The organism is Teretinema zuelzerae (assembly GCF_021021555.1).
GTDB classification, from domain to species: Bacteria; Spirochaetota; Spirochaetia; order Treponematales; family Treponemataceae; genus Teretinema; species Teretinema zuelzerae.
This window is the reverse complement of record NZ_JAINWA010000001.1, coordinates 912,690-932,199: the sequence shown is the minus strand read 5'-3', so window position 1 is coordinate 932,199 and position 19,510 is coordinate 912,690. Positions and strand designations below refer to the sequence as shown.

The window sequence follows — 19,510 nt, the reverse complement described above, 5'->3', positions numbered from 1 at the left end:
CAAACCTCGATAGATTGCTGAAATCGGAAACGAAGAAGCGGTCTTGACGCTTTCTGAACAAGAGTAGCTCTGCAAAGGGCGAAAAAAAGAAGAAAGCAATTCCTTTAAATAGATTAAAGGGAGAGGACTTGAAAATGATATCTTGATCCCGCAAGGGATTTAGAGAATATATCATGGAGAGTTTGATCCTGGCTCAGAACGAACGCTGGCGGCGCGTCTTAAGCATGCAAGTCGGACGGCAAGGGGAGCTTGCTCCCCCTAGAGTGGCGGACTGGTGAGTAACGCGTGGGTGACCTACCCTTGAGATGGGGATAGCCATTAGAAATAGTGGATAATACCGAATACGCTCTTTTTGCTGTGGCGAGAAGAGGAAACAGGCTACGGCCTGGCTCGAGGATGGGCCCGCGTCCCATTAGCTAGTTGGTGAGGTAACGGCCCACCAAGGCGACGATGGGTATCCGGCCTGAGAGGGTGTACGGACACATTGGGACTGAGATACGGCCCAAACTCCTACGGGAGGCAGCAGCTAAGAATATTCCGCAATGGACGAAAGTCTGACGGAGCGACGCCGCGTGGATGAAGAAGGCCGAAAGGTTGTAAAATCCTTTTGCTGATGAAGAATAAGTGGTGTAGGGAATGACATCATGATGACATTAGTCGGTGAATAAGCCCCGGCTAACTACGTGCCAGCAGCCGCGGTAACACGTAGGGGGCAAGCGTTGTTCGGAATTATTGGGCGTAAAGGGCATGTAGGCGGTTTGGTAAGCCTGGTGTGAAATCCTGCAGCTTAACTGTAGAATTGCATTGGGTACTGCCAGACTTGAATCACAGAGGGGAAACTAGAATTCCAGGTGTAGGGGTGGAATCTGTAGATATCTGGAAGAATACCGGTGGCGAAGGCGGGTTTCTAGCTGATGATTGACGCTGAGGTGCGAAAGTGCGGGGAGCAAACAGGATTAGATACCCTGGTAGTCCGCACCGTAAACGATGTACACTAGGTGTTGGGGCATGAGTCTCAGTGCCAAAGCTAACGTGATAAGTGTACCGCCTGGGAAGTATGCCCGCAAGGGTGAAACTCAAAGGAATTGACGGGGGCCCGCACAAGCGGTGGAGCATGTGGTTTAATTCGATGGTACGCGAGGAACCTTACCTGGGTTTGACATCAAGTGGAATGGTATAGAGATATATCAGCGTAGCAATACGCCGCTTGACAGGTGCTGCATGGCTGTCGTCAGCTCGTGCCGTGAGGTGTTGGGTTAAGTCCCGCAACGAGCGCAACCCCTACTGCCAGTTACTAACACGTTAAGGTGAGGACTCTGGCGGAACTGCCGGTGACAAACCGGAGGAAGGTGGGGATGACGTCAAGTCATCATGGCCCTTATGTCCAGGGCTACACACGTGCTACAATGGTAGCTACAAAGCGATGCTAAACCGCGAGGTCACGCAAAACGCAAAAAAGCTACCGTAGTTCGGATTGAAGTCTGAAACCCGACTTCATGAAGTTGGAATCGCTAGTAATCGCGCATCAGCACGGCGCGGTGAATACGTTCCCGGGCCTTGTACACACCGCCCGTCACACCATCCGAGTTGAGGGTACCCGAAGTCGCTAGTCTAACCCGTAAGGGAGGGCGGTGCCGAAGGTACGCTTAGTAAGGAGGGTGAAGTCGTAACAAGGTAGCCGTACCGGAAGGTGCGGCTGGATCACCTCCTTTCTGAGAGAAAGGCGAAATGCTTCGCATTTCGCCCTGGAGTTTCCGGTCTTCGACCGAAAACATCCATGGGCAAAGAGCGAGCGTTTCAATAGAAGCTTTCTGTCTAACGGCAGAAGCTTCGACAAACGGTTAGCGATAACCGATTGTTACGAAAAAAAGTCCCTGGCGCTGCAATGCGCGTGTACAACAGGGCATATTCGAATCGAATCAAAACGAATCTTGAAAATCCTTCTTTCCTTTTACCTTTTTTTATACAGAAAGACGAGTTTTTTCCTCCATATTTCGCAGACGTCTCCGGTACGAACGGGGAGCGAAGCGAAAGAAAAGAGGGGTTTAAGACTTCTGTTTCTGACGGGCCTGTAGCTCAGTCGGTTAGAGCACTTCTCTGATAAGGAAGGGGTCATTAGTTCAACTCTAATCAGGCCCATTGATCTGACCCGGACGAGTGAAATGCAGGTTCGGAAAAGAAAGAAGCCGGTTTTGATAGCGTGTTGCCTGCGGGCGGCTGATCAAGATGCTGGCGAAACAAGCGATATTTGACATACAACATAGGGAAGGAAACGAGAAGCATCGCAGAAATGCGATGAAGTTAAGAAACGAAGGTTTCTTTTTGAATCTCTTAAAAGCGCGTTTTGCAAGCGAAGCGGATCTTTTTAGAAAGCCGTAACACGGGTGGAAAAGAAGAGAGGCAGTCGAGGAAGGCGCGTGAAAACGAAGAGGGATCGAAAAGAAGAAACGATAATATGGTCAAGCGAAGAATAGGTGTATGGTGGATGCCTTGGAGCTACGAGGCGAAGAAGGCCGTGATAAGCTGCGAAAAGCCAGGGGAAGGAGCACATATCCTGTGATCCCTGGATAGCCGAATGGGGTAACCCGATGGAAGCGATTCCATCATTCGATATCTGAATAAAATAGGGTACGAAAGCCACACTGGGTGAACTGAACCATCTAAGTAACCCGGGAACAGAAATCAAGAAGAGGAGCGATCCTCCGGAGATTCCGAAAGTAGCGGCGAGCGAAATCGGAAGAGCCCAAACCCGTTTAACGGGGGTTGTAGGGCCGCATGGGCGTAAGCCGAAGAGTGATAAAATCGATATATAGCGGAATGGTTTGGGAAGGCCAGTCAAAGAGGGTGAAAGCCCCGTACGCGAAATAGATCGGTCTCTTTGATGCGGTACCTGAGTACGGCGGGGCACGAGAAACCCTGTCGGAATCCGGGTCGACCACGATCCAAGGCTAAATACTCCGTAGCTACCGATAGTGCAGAAGTACCGTGAGGGAAAGGCGAAAAGAACCCCGGCGAGGGGAGTGAAATAGAACCTGAAACCATACACTAACAAGATGTCACAGCCCGCAAGGGTAGTGGCGTGCCTTTTGTAGAATGAGCCTGCGAGTTACGGTAACGAGCGAGGTTAAGTGATAGAAGTCACGGAGCCGGAGGGAAACCGAGTCTGAAAAGGGCGAAAATAGTTCGTTGTCGTAGACCCGAAGCCAAGGTGATCTAGTCATGAGCAGGTTGAAGCTCGGGTAATACCGAGTGGAGGACCGAACTCTAATCTGTTAAAAAAGGTAGGGATGACTTGTGACTAGGAGTGAAAGGCTAAACAAACCTGGAAATAGCTGGCTCTCCCCGAAATGCCTTTAGGGACAGCCTCATACAAAACTTTCGGAGGTAAAGCACTGGATGGACTAGGGGGCTTCACCGCCTACCAAACCCAATCAAACTCTGAATGCCGAAAGTCAACGTATGGGAGTGAGACTGTGTGCGACAAGGTTCATAGTCAAGAGGGAAACAGCCCGGACCGTCAGCTAAGGTCCCGAAATACCGCTCAGTGTAAAATGAGGTGTGAATACATAGACAGCCAGGAGGTTGGCTTAGAAGCAGCCATTCCTTTAAAGAGTGCGTAATAGCTCACTGGTCGAGTGTTCATGCGCAGATAATGTAACGGGGCTAAGCGGTATACCGAAGCTACGGATCTATACTACTAGTATAGGTGGTAGGGGAGCATTCCATGGACCGAAGAAGGCGTACCTGTGAGGGGCGCTGGAGGGGATGGAAGAGAGAATGCAGGTATAAGTACACGAAAAGAGGGGTGAGATTCCCCTCCGCCGAAAACCTAAGGTTTCCTGGGTAAAGGTCATCTGCCCAGGGTAAGTCGGCCCCTAAGGCGAGGACGAAAGTCGTAGTCGATGGGAATCCGGTTCATATTCCGGAACCTTTTTCAATTTCGAAGGCAGGACGCATGAGGTGAAATCCGGCCGGGCGACGGTTGTCCCGGTCGAAGCAGCGAGCCGATGATTGTGGCAGGCAAATCCACCACGAGAGGTAAGCTGTGACAGCGAGTAGAGCTACGGCGAAGCGAAGCGGACGTAATCACGGTGCCGGGAAATACTGTCTAAGGCTAGGTTGAAAAAGACCGTACCGTAATCCGACACAGGTAGGTGGGATGAGAAATCTCAGGCGCTCGAGAGAACTCGCGTTAAGGAACTCGGCAAAATGCACACGTAACTTCGGAAGAAGTGTGGCCCCTGTTTGGTTAAAGAGTGGGGGTGGCACAGAGCAGGCCCAGGCGACTGTTTATCAAAAACACAGCCATCTGCGAACCAGTAATGGGACGTATAGGTGGTGACACCTGCCCGGTGCTGGAAGGTTAAGAGGAGAGGTTAGCGGAGCCGCGAAGCTTTGAATCGAAGCCCCAGTAAACGGCGGCCGTAACTATAACGGTCCTAAGGTAGCGAAATTCCTTGTCGGGTAAGTTCCGACCCGCACGAATGGTGTAACGATTCTGGGCACTGTCTCAACGCGAGACTCGGTGAAATTTATATACCGGTAAAGAAGCCGGTTACCCATAGTTAGACGGAAAGACCCCGTGAACCTTCACCGTAACTTATTATTGGATCTTGGTTTAGCATGTGTAGGATAGGTGGGAGACGTTGAGACGTGGCCGTCAGGTTGCGAGGAGTCGACAAGTGAAATACCACCCTTGCTGAATTAGGATTCTAACCTTGGCCATGAATCTGGTCTGGGGACAATGATAGGTGGGCGGTTTGACTGGGGCGGTCGCCTCCCAAAGAGTAACGGAGGTGCGCGAAGGTCTCCTCGCGCCGGATGGAAATCGGCGTATGAGTGTAAAGGCACAAGGAGGCTTGACTGCGAGACTGACAGGTCGAGCAGGTACGAAAGTAGGTCTTAGTGATCTGGCGGTAGCGAGTGGAAGCGCCGTCACTTAACGGACAAAAGGTACTCCGGGGATAACAGGCTGATTTTCCCCAAGAGTTCACATCGACGGGAAAGTTTGGCACCTCGATGTCGGCTCATCGCATCCTGGGGCTGAAGCAGGTCCCAAGGGTTTGGCTGTTCGCCAATTAAAGCGGTACGTGAGCTGGGTTCAGAACGTCGCGAGACAGTTCGGTCCCTATCTGCTATGGGCGTTGGATGATTGAGAGGAGCTGCATTTAGTACGAGAGGACCGATGTGGACGAACCTCTGGTGTACCTGTTGTTCTGCCAAGGGCACGTGCAGGGTAGCTAAGTTCGGAAGGGATAACCGCTGAAGGCATCTAAGTGGGAAGCCCACCTCAAGATAAATCATCCCTGGGGATTTAATCCCCCTAAAGACTCCTGGGAGACTACCAGGTTGATAGGTTGGAGGTCTACGCACAGTAATGTGTTCAGCCGACCAATACTAATAAGTCGTGAGGCTTGACCATATTATCGTTTTACTTCTAAAATACGTTTCTCGTTTCTAAACACCCTATGCGCCATGCGTACTATCAATCGGTTTGCCGTTCGCTCAAAACCGGTTGGAAATGGATCTTACGAAAGAGTCTACAGCCTGTTATAAAAGGCGTAATTGATGAAAGACGTCTTTCGAAGAGGGCAGGCGGAAAGAAAACATGAGCGGACGCACATGACATTAGTTAATAATGCCTGGTGGCCATAGTGGAGAGGCAATACCCGTTCCCATCCCGAACACGGAAGTCAAGCTCTCTAACGCCGATGATACTGCTTGCAAAGTGGGAAAGTAGGTAGCTGCCAGGCTTTTTTATTTTAAATTTGAACTCTTTATTATACATTACCGAACTCAGCATTCTTCTTTCATTTATCTGATAAAAAAGGATTGTCACTTAATGACAATCCTTTTTTTTGTAAGCTAATACTAATATACAATGGTTATTTCATATTTCTCGCGTAGAGTCTTGATAAATGTTTCAACCAGTGTGCCTTTGAAGAATTTAAATGGGAACCTGACATTCGCCATGTCCAGTTGTTTCCTAATGTAGAGGGAGTGTTCATTCGTCCGTTTGAACTAATTGCGAAAATATCCTGCATTGGAAATATCGCGAAAACAGCTACGGACATCATGCATATACGTATTAGCTCGAAAACAAGATTCTGATCAGAAACATTTCCGCCTAAATATTCTTTGATTAGATTTATTTCAGCTGGGCTGGCATTATCGATCCAACCTTGCATTGTATCGTTGTCATGTGTTCCTGTATATACGAGGCAATTAGGGGCATACATATGCGGTAAAAAAGAATTAGTAAAGCCGTCTTTGCCGGCTTCATTTACATCGAAAGCAAACTGCAGTACTTTCATTCCAGGAAGATGAAAGTCGTCTCTTAACCGCTGTACCTCTGTTGTGATCAGTCCGAGATCTTCTGCTAAAATTGGTAAATCTCCCAGATTTCTTTGTATAGCTTCAAAAAAATCGTGATCCGGACCTTTAATCCATTTGCCGTTTATCGCAGTTTTTTCGTTCGCAGGAATGGACCAATATGCTTCAAAACCTCTAAAGTGATCGATTCGAATGTAATCAACCATATGCAACATTGATCTAATACGGTCAATCCACCAAGAATACCCGGTAGCTTTCATCGCATCCCAATTATAGAGCGGATTTCCCCATAGCTGACCAGTTTCGCTGAAATAATCTGGTGGCACGCCTGCTACTGATATCGGTGTTCCATCCTTGTTTAGTTGAAAGAGGTGCTGGTTTGCCCAAACATCGGCTGAATCAGAGGCTACGAATATGGGAATATCGCCGATAACTGAAATACCTTTATGGTTTGCATATTTTTTCAATCGTTCCCACTGAGTGAAGAAGAAAAACTGAATCACCTTTTGCAATTCAATTCCTTCTTCATTTTCACTTTTCCAATTGGCGATTGCCCTTTCGTCGCGAGTCGCTAGTTCTATTGGCCAATAATTATTCCATAGTTTTCCAAATAACTTTTCATCTTGAGCTTTCTTGTCGTAAAACTCTTTTATATTCATGAATAAAGCATAATTATCAAGCCAATACGAATTCGCCGTCGAAAATGATTCATAATCAGTACTTTGATGTTGTCTACGAAAATTTTGAGCGGCTTTCTTTAATAAGGGGATTTTCCACCAAACAACCGACCCATAATCAATAGAATTTGATGTTTTAATGTATTCAGGAGGTTCTATGTCATTTTTTGTTAATAAATTTCGATCGACAAGATCTTCTAAATCAATAAGAAGGGGATTCCCAGCAAATGTTGAGAATGAAGCATACGGAGAGTCTCCATACCCTGTAGGACCGAGAGGAAGTATTTGCCAAAGACTCTGGCCGGCATCCGATAGCCAATCCAAAAATCTATATGCTTGTTTTCCAATTGTACCTATTCCTGGCGTTTCAGGAAATGAAGAGGGATGAAGCAGAATACCGCTTGATCGCTTGAGAGTCATGACTGTCTCCTTAAAGGAAAATATACTAAACCGGTTTACTTCAATATAAATGAAATCGGTGAATTCTGCAAGCATCAATAAATAAAAAAAAACCGCCCGAAGGCGGTTTTCTGTTTCCAGTTAATTACTTGTCAGCTATCAACAGGGTTTTAACATCGAGTTTCAAATCTGTATCGTATTCATTCTTTTCATGTTCTTTAAGAACTTTAATCTGAATACAGTCTGACTTAGGTTCAAGATAGAGAACGACATCCAGGTCTTCTCTAAATTGGGCCAAAGCAGAAGGGAGTCCCTTATCAGCTGTTTCAACATTAGAGCTGTACCAAATTGCTAAATTCAATTCTTTGGCAAAAGCTTTCATCTGCTTCATGCTGTCGGAATCTGCCCTTGAAAAGTCAAAACCATCGATTATGAGCGCATTCGGTTGTGAACCGCCTTCTGCTAAAGCCTTGATGGTTTTAATTACCTGAGCGGTCTTCACGGAGTCCTGATTAAAATTAAGAACGATCCGTTTGCTGATTAAGTCTTCTTTTACTTCGGAAGCTTTATCAAGATTTTTCTTTTTTGCCAGTTCAGTGAAAATGTCCTCGTACCAAGTCATTACATGATTAGCTTGCTGATTGAAGGAAACATGGACTACAAAATTTCCCTGCAGAAGCTGATCTATCCCAAGTTGAACTAAAATAGATGTTTTTCCGAGACCTTTCTTTGAAGCGATTACGCCGATTTGCCCGGAAGAAACACCGCCGCCCAGGGATTTTTCAAAAATCCGTACAGGGCTTCTTTCTATAAGATCCTGTTTAACCATTGACGACTCCTTATTTCTGTTCAGCTCTGCGCTTCGCTTCATACTCTTTGATCAGAGTTTCCGCGACACTGGTGGGGACCTTGCCGTATTTGGAGAACTCCATGGAATACTCTGCTTTTCCTTGCGTGGACGAGCGGAGAATAGTGGAGAAACCAAACATTTCGCTTAACGGAACTTCCGCATCGACACGGGTGAAATTATCATCTTCGGTCGATGAAAGAATTATACCACGACGTTGATTGATCAGTCCAAAGATATTTCCCTGGAACTCCTGTGGTCCTTCAATGGATACCTTCATTATAGGTTCAAGAATTGCAGGCTTTGCCTTGAGATATGCCTCACGGAAACCGCCGATTGATGCAAGTTGGAACGCAATGTCTGAAGAGTCTACAGGGTGAGACTGTCCGTCGTTGATGGTCGCTCGAAGTCCTACGATGGGGAATCCGATGAGGGCTCCCTTCTTCATGGATTCTTTGAAACCCTTATCGCAAGAAGGAATATATTCGTTAGGAATCGCTCCTCCCTTGATGGCATCAACGAATTCGTAGTCTTTATCTTCGATGGGTTCGATGAATCCCGCAACGCGACCGTATTGTCCGGAACCGCCGGTCTGCTTTTTGTGGGTGTAGTTGAAATCCGCTCGTGTTGTGATCGCTTCGCGATACGCAACCTGGGGTTTTCCTGTTTCGACTTCGCAGTTATACTCGCGCTTCATCCGCTCTACGTATACTTCAAGGTGAAGTTCGCCCATTCCCTGGATAATCGTCTGATTTGACTCAGGATCGACGAAGCAGTGGAAGGTAGGATCTTCTTTCGTGAAGCGGTTGAGAGCTTTAGCCATCTGGTCGCTCGATTTTTTGTCTTTCGGGGTAATGGATAGATCGATAACCGGATTCGGAACGAACATGGAGCTCATTGCATAGTTCAAACCGCCGCCGCAGAAGGTGTCTCCGGATGCGCACTCGACTCCGAAGAGGGCTACAATGTCGCCGGGTACGCCTTCATTGATGTCTTCCATAGTTGCGGAGTTCATACGTACGAGTCGTCCGACCTTGAATTTCTTTCTGGCTCTGGTGTTGTACAGCTCGTCGCCTTTCTTCAGGGATCCCTGGTAGATGCGGACATAGGTTAATTGTCCGTATTTACCGTCTTCGAGTTTGAATCCGAGGGCTACGGTAGGAGCGTTTTCATTGCACGAAAGAACTACGGGTTCTTCGTTTTTATCGAGATCGAGGGCTACGTTCTTAACTTCCGTCGGATCGGGAAGATAGCGAATCACGCCGTCGAGCATAGACTGGATACCCTTGTTCTTGTAAGCGGATCCCAGGAAAACCGGTACAAGCTGTTCTCCGAGCGTTCCCTTGCGGATTGCCGCATGGATCATCTCTTCGGTTTCAGCTCCTTCAAGATAGGCTTCGGCAAGTTCATCAGAGAACATCGAAGCCGCGTCGAGAAGCTCTTCGCGGTATTTCTTCGCGTCGGCAACGAGGTGAGCGGGAATTTCGGCGATTCTAATTTCGGTTCCGCTTTCGCCTTCATAGTAGACGGCTTTCATTGTAACAAGATCCACGACTCCTTCGAGCTTATCTTCGAGGCCGATGGGGAGTTGCATCATGTATGCGTTCAGACCGAGTTTTTCGCGGAGCTGCATGCGAACCTTCAGCGGGTTGGCTCCAGTACGGTCGCACTTGTTTACGAAAGCGATGCGGGGTACATGGTATCTTTTGAGCTGGCGGTCTACGGTGATGGACTGCGATTGAACGCCGCCGACGGAACACAGAACGAGAATCGCTCCGTCGAGAACGCGAAGGGACCTTTCAACCTCGATGGTGAAATCGACGTGTCCGGGCGTATCGATGACGTTGACGGTGTAATCTTTCCACTGAACCTGTGTAGATGCAGATTGGATCGTGATTCCGCGCTCTCTCTCGAGCTCCATATTATCCATAACAGCACCGACACCGTCTTTTCCGCGAACTTCATGGATGGCATGAATTTTGTTGCAGTAAAACAGAATACGCTCGGAAAGGGTTGTTTTTCCGGAGTCAATGTGGGCGCTGATACCGATATTCCTCATTTTGGAAATATCAATAGCCATAGTCCTGTACCTCACTCAATATAGATTTTGCGAAAACGCAAATGTTTTAAAAACAGATAATCTTTCGCAGTATATCGAAAAAAGGCGGCAGTTGCAATACATCAGTTTTTAAGCGAGACGGTAGCCGAAAAGGAAAAGGATGGTTTTGTCTTTTTTAAAGGTATTGTAAATACTGCTTCGCTGGATGAAAAAAAGCTTTCACGCATAAAAACATACCGAAATGTCTGAAGAAGGGTTAAATCCTCCAGATTTTGATCGATAAAACCGAATGACGAGGCTGTTTTAATGAACAAACCGTTGAAAGGCTTTAATGTCAACGTCCCGGAAATATTCATATTTCTATGTTCGAATGAAGCTTTGAGATGAGCAGTCGGGCTTCCTGAAAGTCGAGGTTTAATGCGGACCTGATGAGTGTGTTCAATAGTTTCTCCTGAATAGATATACTCGTTTTCTACTGAAACTCGTTTGAATTTGACGATTGATCTGGTGCCCGCGCTCGTTTTATCTGGTTGCATTGAATGCCAGGATTCTTTTTTCGGCTTTTCGCGGGAAATCACACCGCTCCATAGAATAAGAGGGCTTCCAATTGATGATAATCTCCATTCCGAATTGAATCCGGTACATATTCTGAACGTAGCGGCGGGGCTTTGATCTTCGGCGTCTGTGAAATCCGGCTGGCAATAAAAGATCCCCGAAGAAAACGTAATGGAACGGATGGCATAATCGGCTTCCAGCCGTAACGCATGTTGTGCATGATGGATCGGACTTGATCGGCGGAATACGGTAAAACGGCCGGAGAGCTTCTTCCATCGCATCCATCCGTCTCCAAGCGAAAAATGTATCAGCGGAGAATATTCATCGGTTTTTTCAGAAAACCATGAGGTTGCCGGTTTTCTATTCCGGGAGATGAGGCTTGAGAATATTCCTCCCTTGAACTGAATCGGTCCAATTGAGATAGACTGCGGCGTTTCCAAATAAAGGCCGATTTGGTCAGGATTTTGCGTAAAATCCGGGATTCTTGCATCTGAAGCCTGTAGATCGACGGAAAGTCCGAATTTGATATGCGGGAAACCGATTGCGAATCCGCCGCTAGCGGGAATGGCCGATTGTGAATGCGAGAAAATCGTATTGATCGGTTTTTGAACCGTCGGCGGTTTTGATGAGGCGTACTGCGGCAGGGGATTTCTCGATCGCGAGTATAAGCCGCTAGAGGATAATGAACCGATATACAACGCTGTGTTCGTAAATGGTTCTGCCAGAAACGAAAGGGTTTTCAATTCCTGATCGAATCCGTTCTCGCTTTTTTTGCTGATCGCGTCTGCATGAATGCTTATTGTATTCCAGTTTTGTTCTGCATGTAATGCAATAGAGTCTTCCGGGTTGCCGGAAATTGTTATGCTGGTTTCTCCAGTAAGGGTTGGCATAATGAACAAGGGTAGGGAAACGGAGAATAACAGCCGAAAACTTAATCGATTAGATCCCATCGTCAAGATCGATAGGATCTGATCCCGGATTATGCCCGGGATCAGCGATCACAATATGGTTATTTTTTTGTTTTTACTTCAGAGATGTAACTGCCCTTGAACTCGGCTACATCCTTTATCGTTCCAAGCCAGTAGTCGGCTTCTGATTTTGCTGTATAGGGTCCAACCCGCACGCGGTAGTTTGTTGCGCCGGATACTTCCTTGGTGAATATTTCTGCCTTCAATGCCCGTTTGGTCAAAGACTCGCGCGCTTTTTCGGCATTCAGCTTGCTTGCGAATGAACCGGTTTGTATCCAATACTCGGTTACTGCAACAGGCGTTTTAGTTTTTGCCGGGGCGGCTTTCGCCGGCTTGCTCTGAGTTGAAACTATTTTTTTCTCGGGCGCCGGCTTTGAAGCCGTCGATGAAACAGATTTTTGTGCTGCTACGCTATCCGACGCGGCGGCTTGACCGGCAAGTGCCTTGTCGGTATCAGCTGAAACGACGTTTTGCGGGGTTTGAACGCTTGTATCCAGGGAACTTTGACCGGCTGCCTCGTTGCCTTGCGCAACGTCAGCCTGGGTCCGAGTCAATCCTCGTACGTCGAGAGTTCCGTATGTCGCGGCCGCATTATCGCCGTTTACAATAGTGAGGTTTATATTGCTTGCCGGGGGAATGTTCGTATGAAGCCCGGGAGCTTGCTCGGGATCTCTGACCCATTTATCGGGATCGATGCCGGCCGGCGCTTCTTGAGCGTCTGCGGCGCCGGCAGGGGTTTGAGCCGCATCAGTCGCCGATGGAGCAACATCGGTTCGGTTCTGGTTCGCATTTAAAGGCGCTTGCGTCATCGCCACTGCAGGGCGGAACGCAGGTTCCCGTGTTTTGGATGGAGTGAAACGGATCAGGGCAAATCCAAACACAAGCACGATGAATCCGCTGACCGCGAATAGAATCCACAGTATTTTTTTCTGTTCCATAAATGCCTCAATATCCTCTGCTTTCGAGCTGTTTTTCGAGCCTTCTTTTCAGGACTCGAAGCGTTCCGCTGTTACTTACTTTTAGAATATCGACATTTCTGGAAATATATTGAGCATAGAGATTATTTTGCGCGCGAAAACGATCGATTATCTGCGATGGCGGAAGCGTATCCCGTTTCGAAGCTCGAAGAAAACGGATAATGAACGGAGCGTCTATGTAAATGACAAAGACGCAACGGGCAAGAACGTTCGACTTATATAAAAGAGGCGCATTGATGACAACTGTTTTATCCGTATTGGAATCGATGTACTCGTTCAAGAGCCTGTCTATCTCCGGATATATGATCGCTTCATGACGGGCAAGCAGTTGTTGGTTGGCGAAAAGAAGCTTGCCGAGTTGTCTTCTATCGATTTTGCCTTCTTTGGTAGTCAGGAGGATATCTTTTTCGGCGGCTTCGGTTCCGAATGCGGCTAGTACATCCTTTTCGACTGCATCCATGGCACGACGGGCGGTTTGGTCGGCATCGATAACCAGGAATCCTCTCTGTTCCAGAATCTCCGCCGCCTGGTTCTTTCCCGCGCACATGGGGCCCGTTAATCCAATGACTGCCTGTTTCCGGGCTGTCATGATCGAGTTCCCCGACAGATCTGCGGGCGGCCGGCCATCAGTGGAAATCTCCCCAGCTTTTTCCGGATTCAACGCTCACCTTCAAGGGAACTTCCAGCGTCACGACCGATTCCATTTCCTTCCTGAGGAGATCCTTGACCAGGGGTTCCTCGTGTTCTGGGCCTTCCATGATTAATTCGTCGTGAACCTGCAGCAATAAGCGCGTGGACAGTTTTTGAGCCGTGAGGGCTCTATCAACCCGTATCATTGCCGCCTTAACGATGTCAGCGGCCGATCCCTGTATCGGAGTGTTTACCGCTATCCTTTCAGCGCCTGAGCGTTCTATTTTGTTGGAGCTATCGATGCCTCTGATATAGCGGCGGCGCCCCATGATCGTCTCGACATAACCGAGAGAACGGGCTTTTTCCTTTGTTTCGTTCATGAACTCGGCCACGCCCGAGTAGGTAGCGAAATAGGTGTTGATGAAGCCTGCGGCGTCGCCCCGGGGAATCCTCAGTTCATTCGAGAGCCTGAACGCGCTCATTCCGTACATTACGCCGAAATTGATGGTTTTCGCTACGCGCCGCATATCCTGAGTCACCTGATCTGCGTCAACTCCGAAAATCAGACTGGCTGTTCTCTTGTGGACGTCTACTCCGCTTTTGAATGCGTCGCCGAGATTCTTATCCCGCGACAGGTGCGCAAGAATCACAAGTTCTATCTGCGCGTAATCCGCAGAAACCAGCACTTTTCCGTTCTCCGAGCGGAAGGCTGCCCTGATTCTCCGTCCGTTATCATCGCGAATCGGGATGTTTTGCAGATTCGGGTCCCGGCTTGAAAGCCTTCCGGTAGCGGTGCCGGTTTGTATGAATGTGGTATGAAGCCGGCCCTGCGAATCGGCCAGGTCTGGAAGCGCGTCTACATAGGTCGACTTGAGCTTGGCGAGCCCGCGGTAGTCGAGAATCATCGCCGGAAGGATGTCTTCGGCCGCCAGATCTTCCAGAACCGATGTATCCGTGGAATAACCGGTTTTAGTCTTTTTTCCCGGCGTCAGCTTCCGTTCAACAAACAGGATTTCCTGGAGCTGTTTCGGAGAAGCGATGTTGAACTCCCTACCTGCCGTCAAATGGATAGATTTTTCTACTTCTTTGATCTTTCCTTCGAGTTCCTGCGAAAATTCGGCAAGCGGACCGCGTTCAAGCCGTATGCCTTCAAGCTCCATCCGCGCGAGTATCGGAATAAGTGGCGTTTCGATATTTTTGTACAGATCAAGCAGTTTCGTGTTTTCCAGCCGGGGATATAGTTTTTCCCATAATTGCAGGGTAAGATCAGAATCCTCTGCCGCGTAGCAAATTGCCTGCTGGATCGGAACGTCAGCAAAGGTTTTCCCTTTGGGTACGACATCTGCATAGGCTATCGTTTCTAATCCCAACTGGTTCGACGCGAGTGATTCAAGGGCGAAAGAGCTCCAGTCCGGATCCAACAGCCATGCGACGATCATCGTGTCGTGAATGAATGATATAATAGAAGAAATTATATTCGCCCGCGAGAGTATTTGCAGGTCGAATTTCGCGTTGTGAAGAATCAGATGAAATCCCGCCGTTTCGAAGAGTTTTCTGATGAGCGGGGCTGCTTCCGCAATACTCATGGTTTTAGAAGGTTTTTCGCCGAGTTCGGGTGCCGGGGCCAGAATAGGCACGTAGTATCCTTCGCCCGCTTTGAAAGAAAACGAAAATCCGACCAGCCGGTCTTCCATAATCTGGAGTCCGGTAGTTTCAGTGTCGAAAGCGGCTCTCCCGCTGGCGATAGCGTCGTCGATTAATCGCGCCAACTCATGTGGATCGGTTACCGCGGAGTAGGTTCCGGAGTTTTTTTTCAATCCGATTTGAGGAAGATCGTTCGATAGGGGAGGTAGATGGACAGCGTCGCCTCCGGAATACGCGCTTTTCTGCGTTGTTTTCTTCTGCGCCTCAACAGTGTTTCCGATGCCTGCTTCCTGTTTGTCCGCGTCGACGCCGCCCCATAGTTTTGCGAGGCTCGGCAGATCTTCCCTCATCAAAAGGCGTGAAACCGCTATCATATCCAAAGAAGAGCAGCCGTAGTGGTCCAGCTCCCGGTCAAAGGGGACATCTTCGCAAAGAGCAATAAGCTTTTTGGAAAAATAGGCCATGTCCCGGTTTTCGCGGATCTTCGTTCCCAGCGCTCCGGGGATTTCATCCTGATGGGCGTATATTCCGTCCAAACTTCCGTATTGGGCTAATAGCTTGAGCGCCGTCTTGTCTCCGACCCCCTTTATTCCCGGAACATTATCCGAAGCGTCCCCGGTCATGGAAAGAAGATCCAGCATGAGCTCCGGTCCGACTCCCCATTCTGCGGCGACTCCGTCGGAATCCAGCGGAACCCAGCCTCCGGTTTTCCCCGGCTTTAGTATCGTTGTGCCGTTGCCGACCAGCTGCATCAAGTCTTTATCGCCAGAAATGACGACGCAGGGACGGTCATCCTTTTTACAGAGGGCCGCGACGGAAGCGATTATGTCGTCAGCTTCGAATCCGTCCTGTCGTATGATGGAAATGCCAAGAGCGGTAAGAATCTCTTCTATAATAGGTATTTGCGCATGGAGGTCTTCCGGCGTCTTCGCGCGGGTGGCTTTATATTCCGGGTATATTTCATGTCTGAAGGTGGGCGTACGGGAATCGAATGCGGCAATAAAGCATTCCGGAGAGTGATGAGCGAAAATTCCGTGGAGGTTTCTAAAAAAACCGTAGATGGCCGAAACATTGCGGCCTTCTTTGTTCGTAAGCGGTTTCCCGATGAATGCGAAATAGGAACGGTAAATGAGACCGTAAGCGTCGAGGATATACACAGGCTTTTTCATGCCTGAAGTATAGCATAAAAGTTGTTACTGTTTTATGTCGATATGCGCGGCTGTATGGGAGTCGGACGCGTAAATGCTGTTTCGTTTCGCGTAGGGATTTTTTATGCTGATAATCTTTTGGCGCAGGGTGTCCATGTGTGACTTGAGCAAATCTCTGTTCTTTTCGTTCTGGGCCAGTACTTTCTTTTGAAGGCTGTCCAGATCCGTCGCGAGAACAGGGATATCCGAATCCGATCCCGAAGGATGGAATTCACGGTACATCCGCTCCATCGGTTCTATAACTTTTTGAATGGTTTGTATTTCTGATACGATCGATTGCTCGATTTCCGTGTGCGAAACCAGCGTGTCGACATCCTCGGCCTCTATCGCAAATTCCTGCTTTTCCAAAACCGTAAGATAATCTCGGAATTTCCGGCGTTTTTCTTCCAATAAGAAACGGAACCGCTTGAGAACAGCTACTCGTTCATCTATTTCCCGTTGCGACAGAGTTGTTGAGGACATACGGCATTAACCGGCTATGTTTATGCCTGCAGGACTCGCCTGGAGATTTGCCGGCACAGCAGTATTATTCACGACTTCGACCCATGCCGCCCGTAATTGATCCATCATCGATTTGACGAATTCGATTTTTTGAGGTTTTTTCTCGAAATTCGCCTCGAGAAGCTGTTGATTGAAGTAGGTATAGAGGGAAAGCAGGTTTCGGGAGATTTCTCCGCCGGCTTCCATATCCAGAGAAGCGGTGAGTTCTGTAATGATTTCCTGCGCTTTTACGATATGATTGCTCACCGGTTCGATAGTCGCCGGATTATTCTGCGTTTGACCGTCAAGAAGGGCTGCCGCCTCTCCGAGGCGCTTAATAGCCTCGTCGTAAAGCATAATAATCAGCGTGCCTTGGCTGGCTGTCCGGATTCTCGTCTCGCGGTATGCGCTCAGCGCCTGGTTGTAACCCACAAAGTCCCCCTCGTAAACGTGGTTGTCTGGCACTTCCGTGGAAGTCCCCTGATAACCATATCGGCCGTATCAGGGACAACTTTAGTTCAAAAAGAGAGAAAATGCCAGAGCGGGATCGGATAATTCCGTGCGAATCATGAAAACAGCGATCACAGGTAACGCACACGATAAATAGCTCGACGCCTTCTTTTTTTTTTCGTATTATTACTACAAGGCGGTACATGACTAATGAGTAATGAAAACAATTCCGGTAATAACGACCGAAAGCCGGACCCGAATGATCCTTTTAATTTCTTCAAACTCAGTCCCGATTCCGGTTCATCGGATCCCAAGAAGAAATCTCCATTCAGTAAAATTCCTGTTTGGGCGATATTATTGGCTGTTTTTGCCCTGTTGGTCGCGGTTAACTACGCCCTTCTTTCGCGCTCAGACTCCTTAATACCTTTTTCCGAATTTCGCCAGAGGGTGGTCTCCGGAGAAATAACCCGGGTTGAAATCGGTTCGACGTATTTTACCGGTTACACCGGAAGTGCTGAAAACGCCGGAGACACCGGTTCGGGCGGCCTGAATCTTCTTTCCCAAAATGCATCTTCCCGCGAGAAAGGATATAGAACGGTTGGTTTGCTCACTGAAGAATTCGTGGCGCTTATGAACGCGAATCAGGTTGTGTACGCCGTTCATGCTAAAGAAAACAATATGTTGCTGGATTTTATCTTCCAGTGGATTCTTCCGTTTGCCATTTTCTTCCTGATGTGGCGTTTCCTCATGAAGCGCATGGGAGGCGGCATGGGCGGACTCGGAGGAAGCATTTTTTCGGCCGGGCAGGCTCGTTCCGCGGCGGTTGAAGAGGGAAAAGTGTCGACCCGGTTTGCCGATGTGGCGGGAGTAGACGAGGCAAAGGAAGAATTGGTAGAAGTCGTGGACTTTCTGAAATTCCCGAAGAAATATACCGACATCGGCGGTAAAATTCCCCGGGGCGTTTTGCTCGTAGGCCCACCCGGAACCGGTAAGACGCTCCTTGCGCGCGCCGTCGCCGGCGAAGCGGGAGTTCCTTTTTTCAGAATCAGCGGTTCTGATTTCGTGGAAATGTTCGTCGGAGTAGGCGCGTCGCGGGTAAGAGATCTTTTTAAACAAGCGCGCGAAAAAGCGCCCTGCATAGTATTTATCGACGAGTTGGACGCCATCGGCAAGTCCCGCATAAACTCGATGTCGTCGAACGACGAACGCGAACAAACCCTCAACCAGCTCTTGGTTGAAATGGACGGTTTCGACGGTTCAACCGGCCTGATTCTGTTGGCCGCCACCAACAGGCCCGATGTTCTCGATCCCGCTCTGCTTCGTCCCGGACGTTTCGATCGCCAGGTTGTGGTTGACCGTCCTGATGTGAAAGGCCGCGAGCAGATTCTGAAGATTCATTCCAAGAACGTGAAACTTTCCAAAGAGGTTCAGCTCGAAACCGTCGCGCGGACGACCAGCGGCTTTTCAGGAGCGGATCTGGCTAACGTGATTAATGAAGCGGCTCTCCTTGCTGTGCGCGCCGGCAGAAAAGTAGTCGAAATGGTAGATTTGAACGAGGCTGTCGAGAAGGCAGTGGCCGGATTACAGAAAAAAAGCCGCGTTATCAAGGAAAGCGAGCGGAAAATTGTCGCGTATCACGAGACTGGGCACGCGCTTACCGCGGCCTTTACCGAGGGTTCCGACAAGGTTCACAAGGTTTCGATCATTCCTCGGGGAATCGCCGCGCTGGGTTATACGCTTCAAATGCCGGATGAAGACAGCTATTTGAAAACCGAGAAAGAAATGATCGGCGAAGTGGATGTTCTTCTGGGCGGCAGGGCGGCCGAGGTCGTCGCCTTCGACGGGGTTTCGACGGGAGCGTCGAACGATCTCATGCGGGCGACCGAAATCGTGCGCAGAATGATAACCGATTACGGAATGAGCGATCGCTTCAGAAACGTCGCTCTGACTCAGCACGGAGCCGGATACGGCGCCGCTGATCCCAAGCTGGTGCGCGACTACTCCGAGCAGACCCAGCAGTATATCGACGAGGAAATAGCCCGAATCATAAATATCAGGTTCGAGGCGGTCAAAGCTCGATTAGCTGAAAAAAAACAGCTGTTGGACTATATATCCGGCCGATTGCTCGAAAAAGAGATTATGGAGGGAGCCGAGTTTGCGAGCATTATAGCCGCGGAATCTTCTCTGCCTAAATCCGATGCCGGCGGGCCCGCAGCCGTTTAATCTCATTGATTTACGTCGAGGCTGTTTCGTTTTTAACGGAACAGCCTTTTTTCTTCCATT

The 19,510-nt window shown here is 48.8% G+C and carries 10 protein-coding genes, 1 tRNA gene and 3 rRNA genes; 5 read left to right on the top strand and 9 right to left on the bottom strand.

Annotated elements, in window-relative coordinates; translation table 11 throughout:
• Window positions 1–170: 170 nt before the first annotated feature.
• The 4 genes from K7J14_RS04255 (at window position 171) to rrf (ending at window position 5,753) form a co-directional block, all read left to right on the top strand.
• A 16S ribosomal RNA gene (locus K7J14_RS04255) occupies window positions 171–1,712 on the top strand.
• Window positions 1,713–2,065: 353 nt separating this feature from the next.
• Window positions 2,066–2,139 (top strand) — tRNA-Ile (locus K7J14_RS04250).
• 318 nt (window positions 2,140–2,457) lie between these two features.
• Window positions 2,458–5,422: ribosomal RNA gene (locus K7J14_RS04245) — 23S ribosomal RNA — on the top strand.
• 219 nt (window positions 5,423–5,641) lie between these two features.
• Window positions 5,642–5,753, top strand: a 5S ribosomal RNA gene (rrf, locus tag K7J14_RS04240).
• Together the 16S, 23S and 5S rRNA genes with 1 tRNA gene alongside form the textbook arrangement of a ribosomal RNA operon.
• A gap of 132 nt (window positions 5,754–5,885) precedes the next feature.
• Here rrf and malQ read toward each other — a convergent pair.
• From malQ to fliS, 9 genes are all read right to left on the bottom strand, one after another.
• Window positions 5,886–7,430 (bottom strand): 4-alpha-glucanotransferase, encoded by a 1,545-nt coding sequence (gene malQ, locus K7J14_RS04235; protein WP_230753518.1) that lies wholly within the window; start codon window positions 7,428–7,430, stop codon window positions 5,886–5,888.
• Between the two features lie 124 nt (window positions 7,431–7,554).
• Window positions 7,555–8,238, bottom strand: coding sequence for a hypothetical protein (locus K7J14_RS04230; protein ID WP_230753515.1), 684 nt, complete (start codon window positions 8,236–8,238; stop codon window positions 7,555–7,557).
• Window positions 8,239–8,248: 10 nt separating this feature from the next.
• Entirely contained in the window at window positions 8,249–10,336 is a 2,088-nt protein-coding gene (fusA, locus tag K7J14_RS04225; protein ID WP_230753512.1) for an elongation factor G, read from the bottom strand.
• A gap of 101 nt (window positions 10,337–10,437) precedes the next feature.
• Entirely contained in the window at window positions 10,438–11,826 is a 1,389-nt protein-coding gene (locus K7J14_RS04220) for a hypothetical protein (protein ID WP_230753509.1), read from the bottom strand.
• Window positions 11,827–11,879: 53 nt separating this feature from the next.
• The gene (locus K7J14_RS04215) at window positions 11,880–12,776 is read right to left on the bottom strand and encodes an SPOR domain-containing protein (RefSeq protein WP_230753506.1); all 897 of its coding nucleotides are present in this window, start codon (window positions 12,774–12,776) and stop codon (window positions 11,880–11,882) included.
• 7 nt (window positions 12,777–12,783) lie between these two features.
• A complete protein-coding gene (gene coaE, locus K7J14_RS04210) occupies window positions 12,784–13,404 on the bottom strand; it encodes a dephospho-CoA kinase (RefSeq protein ID WP_230753503.1) in 621 nt (206 codons plus the stop codon).
• Window positions 13,405–13,441: 37 nt separating this feature from the next.
• Window positions 13,442–16,258 (bottom strand): DNA polymerase I, encoded by a 2,817-nt coding sequence (gene polA / locus K7J14_RS04205; protein ID WP_230753500.1) that lies wholly within the window; start codon window positions 16,256–16,258, stop codon window positions 13,442–13,444.
• Window positions 16,259–16,282: 24 nt separating this feature from the next.
• Window positions 16,283–16,645, bottom strand: coding sequence for a flagellar biosynthesis protein FlgN (locus K7J14_RS04200; protein WP_230753498.1), 363 nt, complete (start codon window positions 16,643–16,645; stop codon window positions 16,283–16,285).
• Window positions 16,646–16,765: 120 nt separating this feature from the next.
• Window positions 16,766–17,209 carry a flagellar export chaperone FliS gene (gene fliS, locus K7J14_RS04195; protein ID WP_230753496.1) on the bottom strand — a complete coding sequence of 148 codons (444 nt, stop codon included), beginning with the start codon at window positions 17,207–17,209 and terminating at the stop codon, window positions 16,766–16,768.
• A gap of 228 nt (window positions 17,210–17,437) precedes the next feature.
• Here fliS and ftsH point away from each other — a divergent pair, with 228 nt between their 5' ends.
• A complete protein-coding gene (ftsH, locus tag K7J14_RS04190) occupies window positions 17,438–19,450 on the top strand; it encodes an ATP-dependent zinc metalloprotease FtsH (RefSeq protein ID WP_230753494.1) in 2,013 nt (670 codons plus the stop codon).
• The last annotated feature ends 60 nt before the right edge of the window (window positions 19,451–19,510 follow it).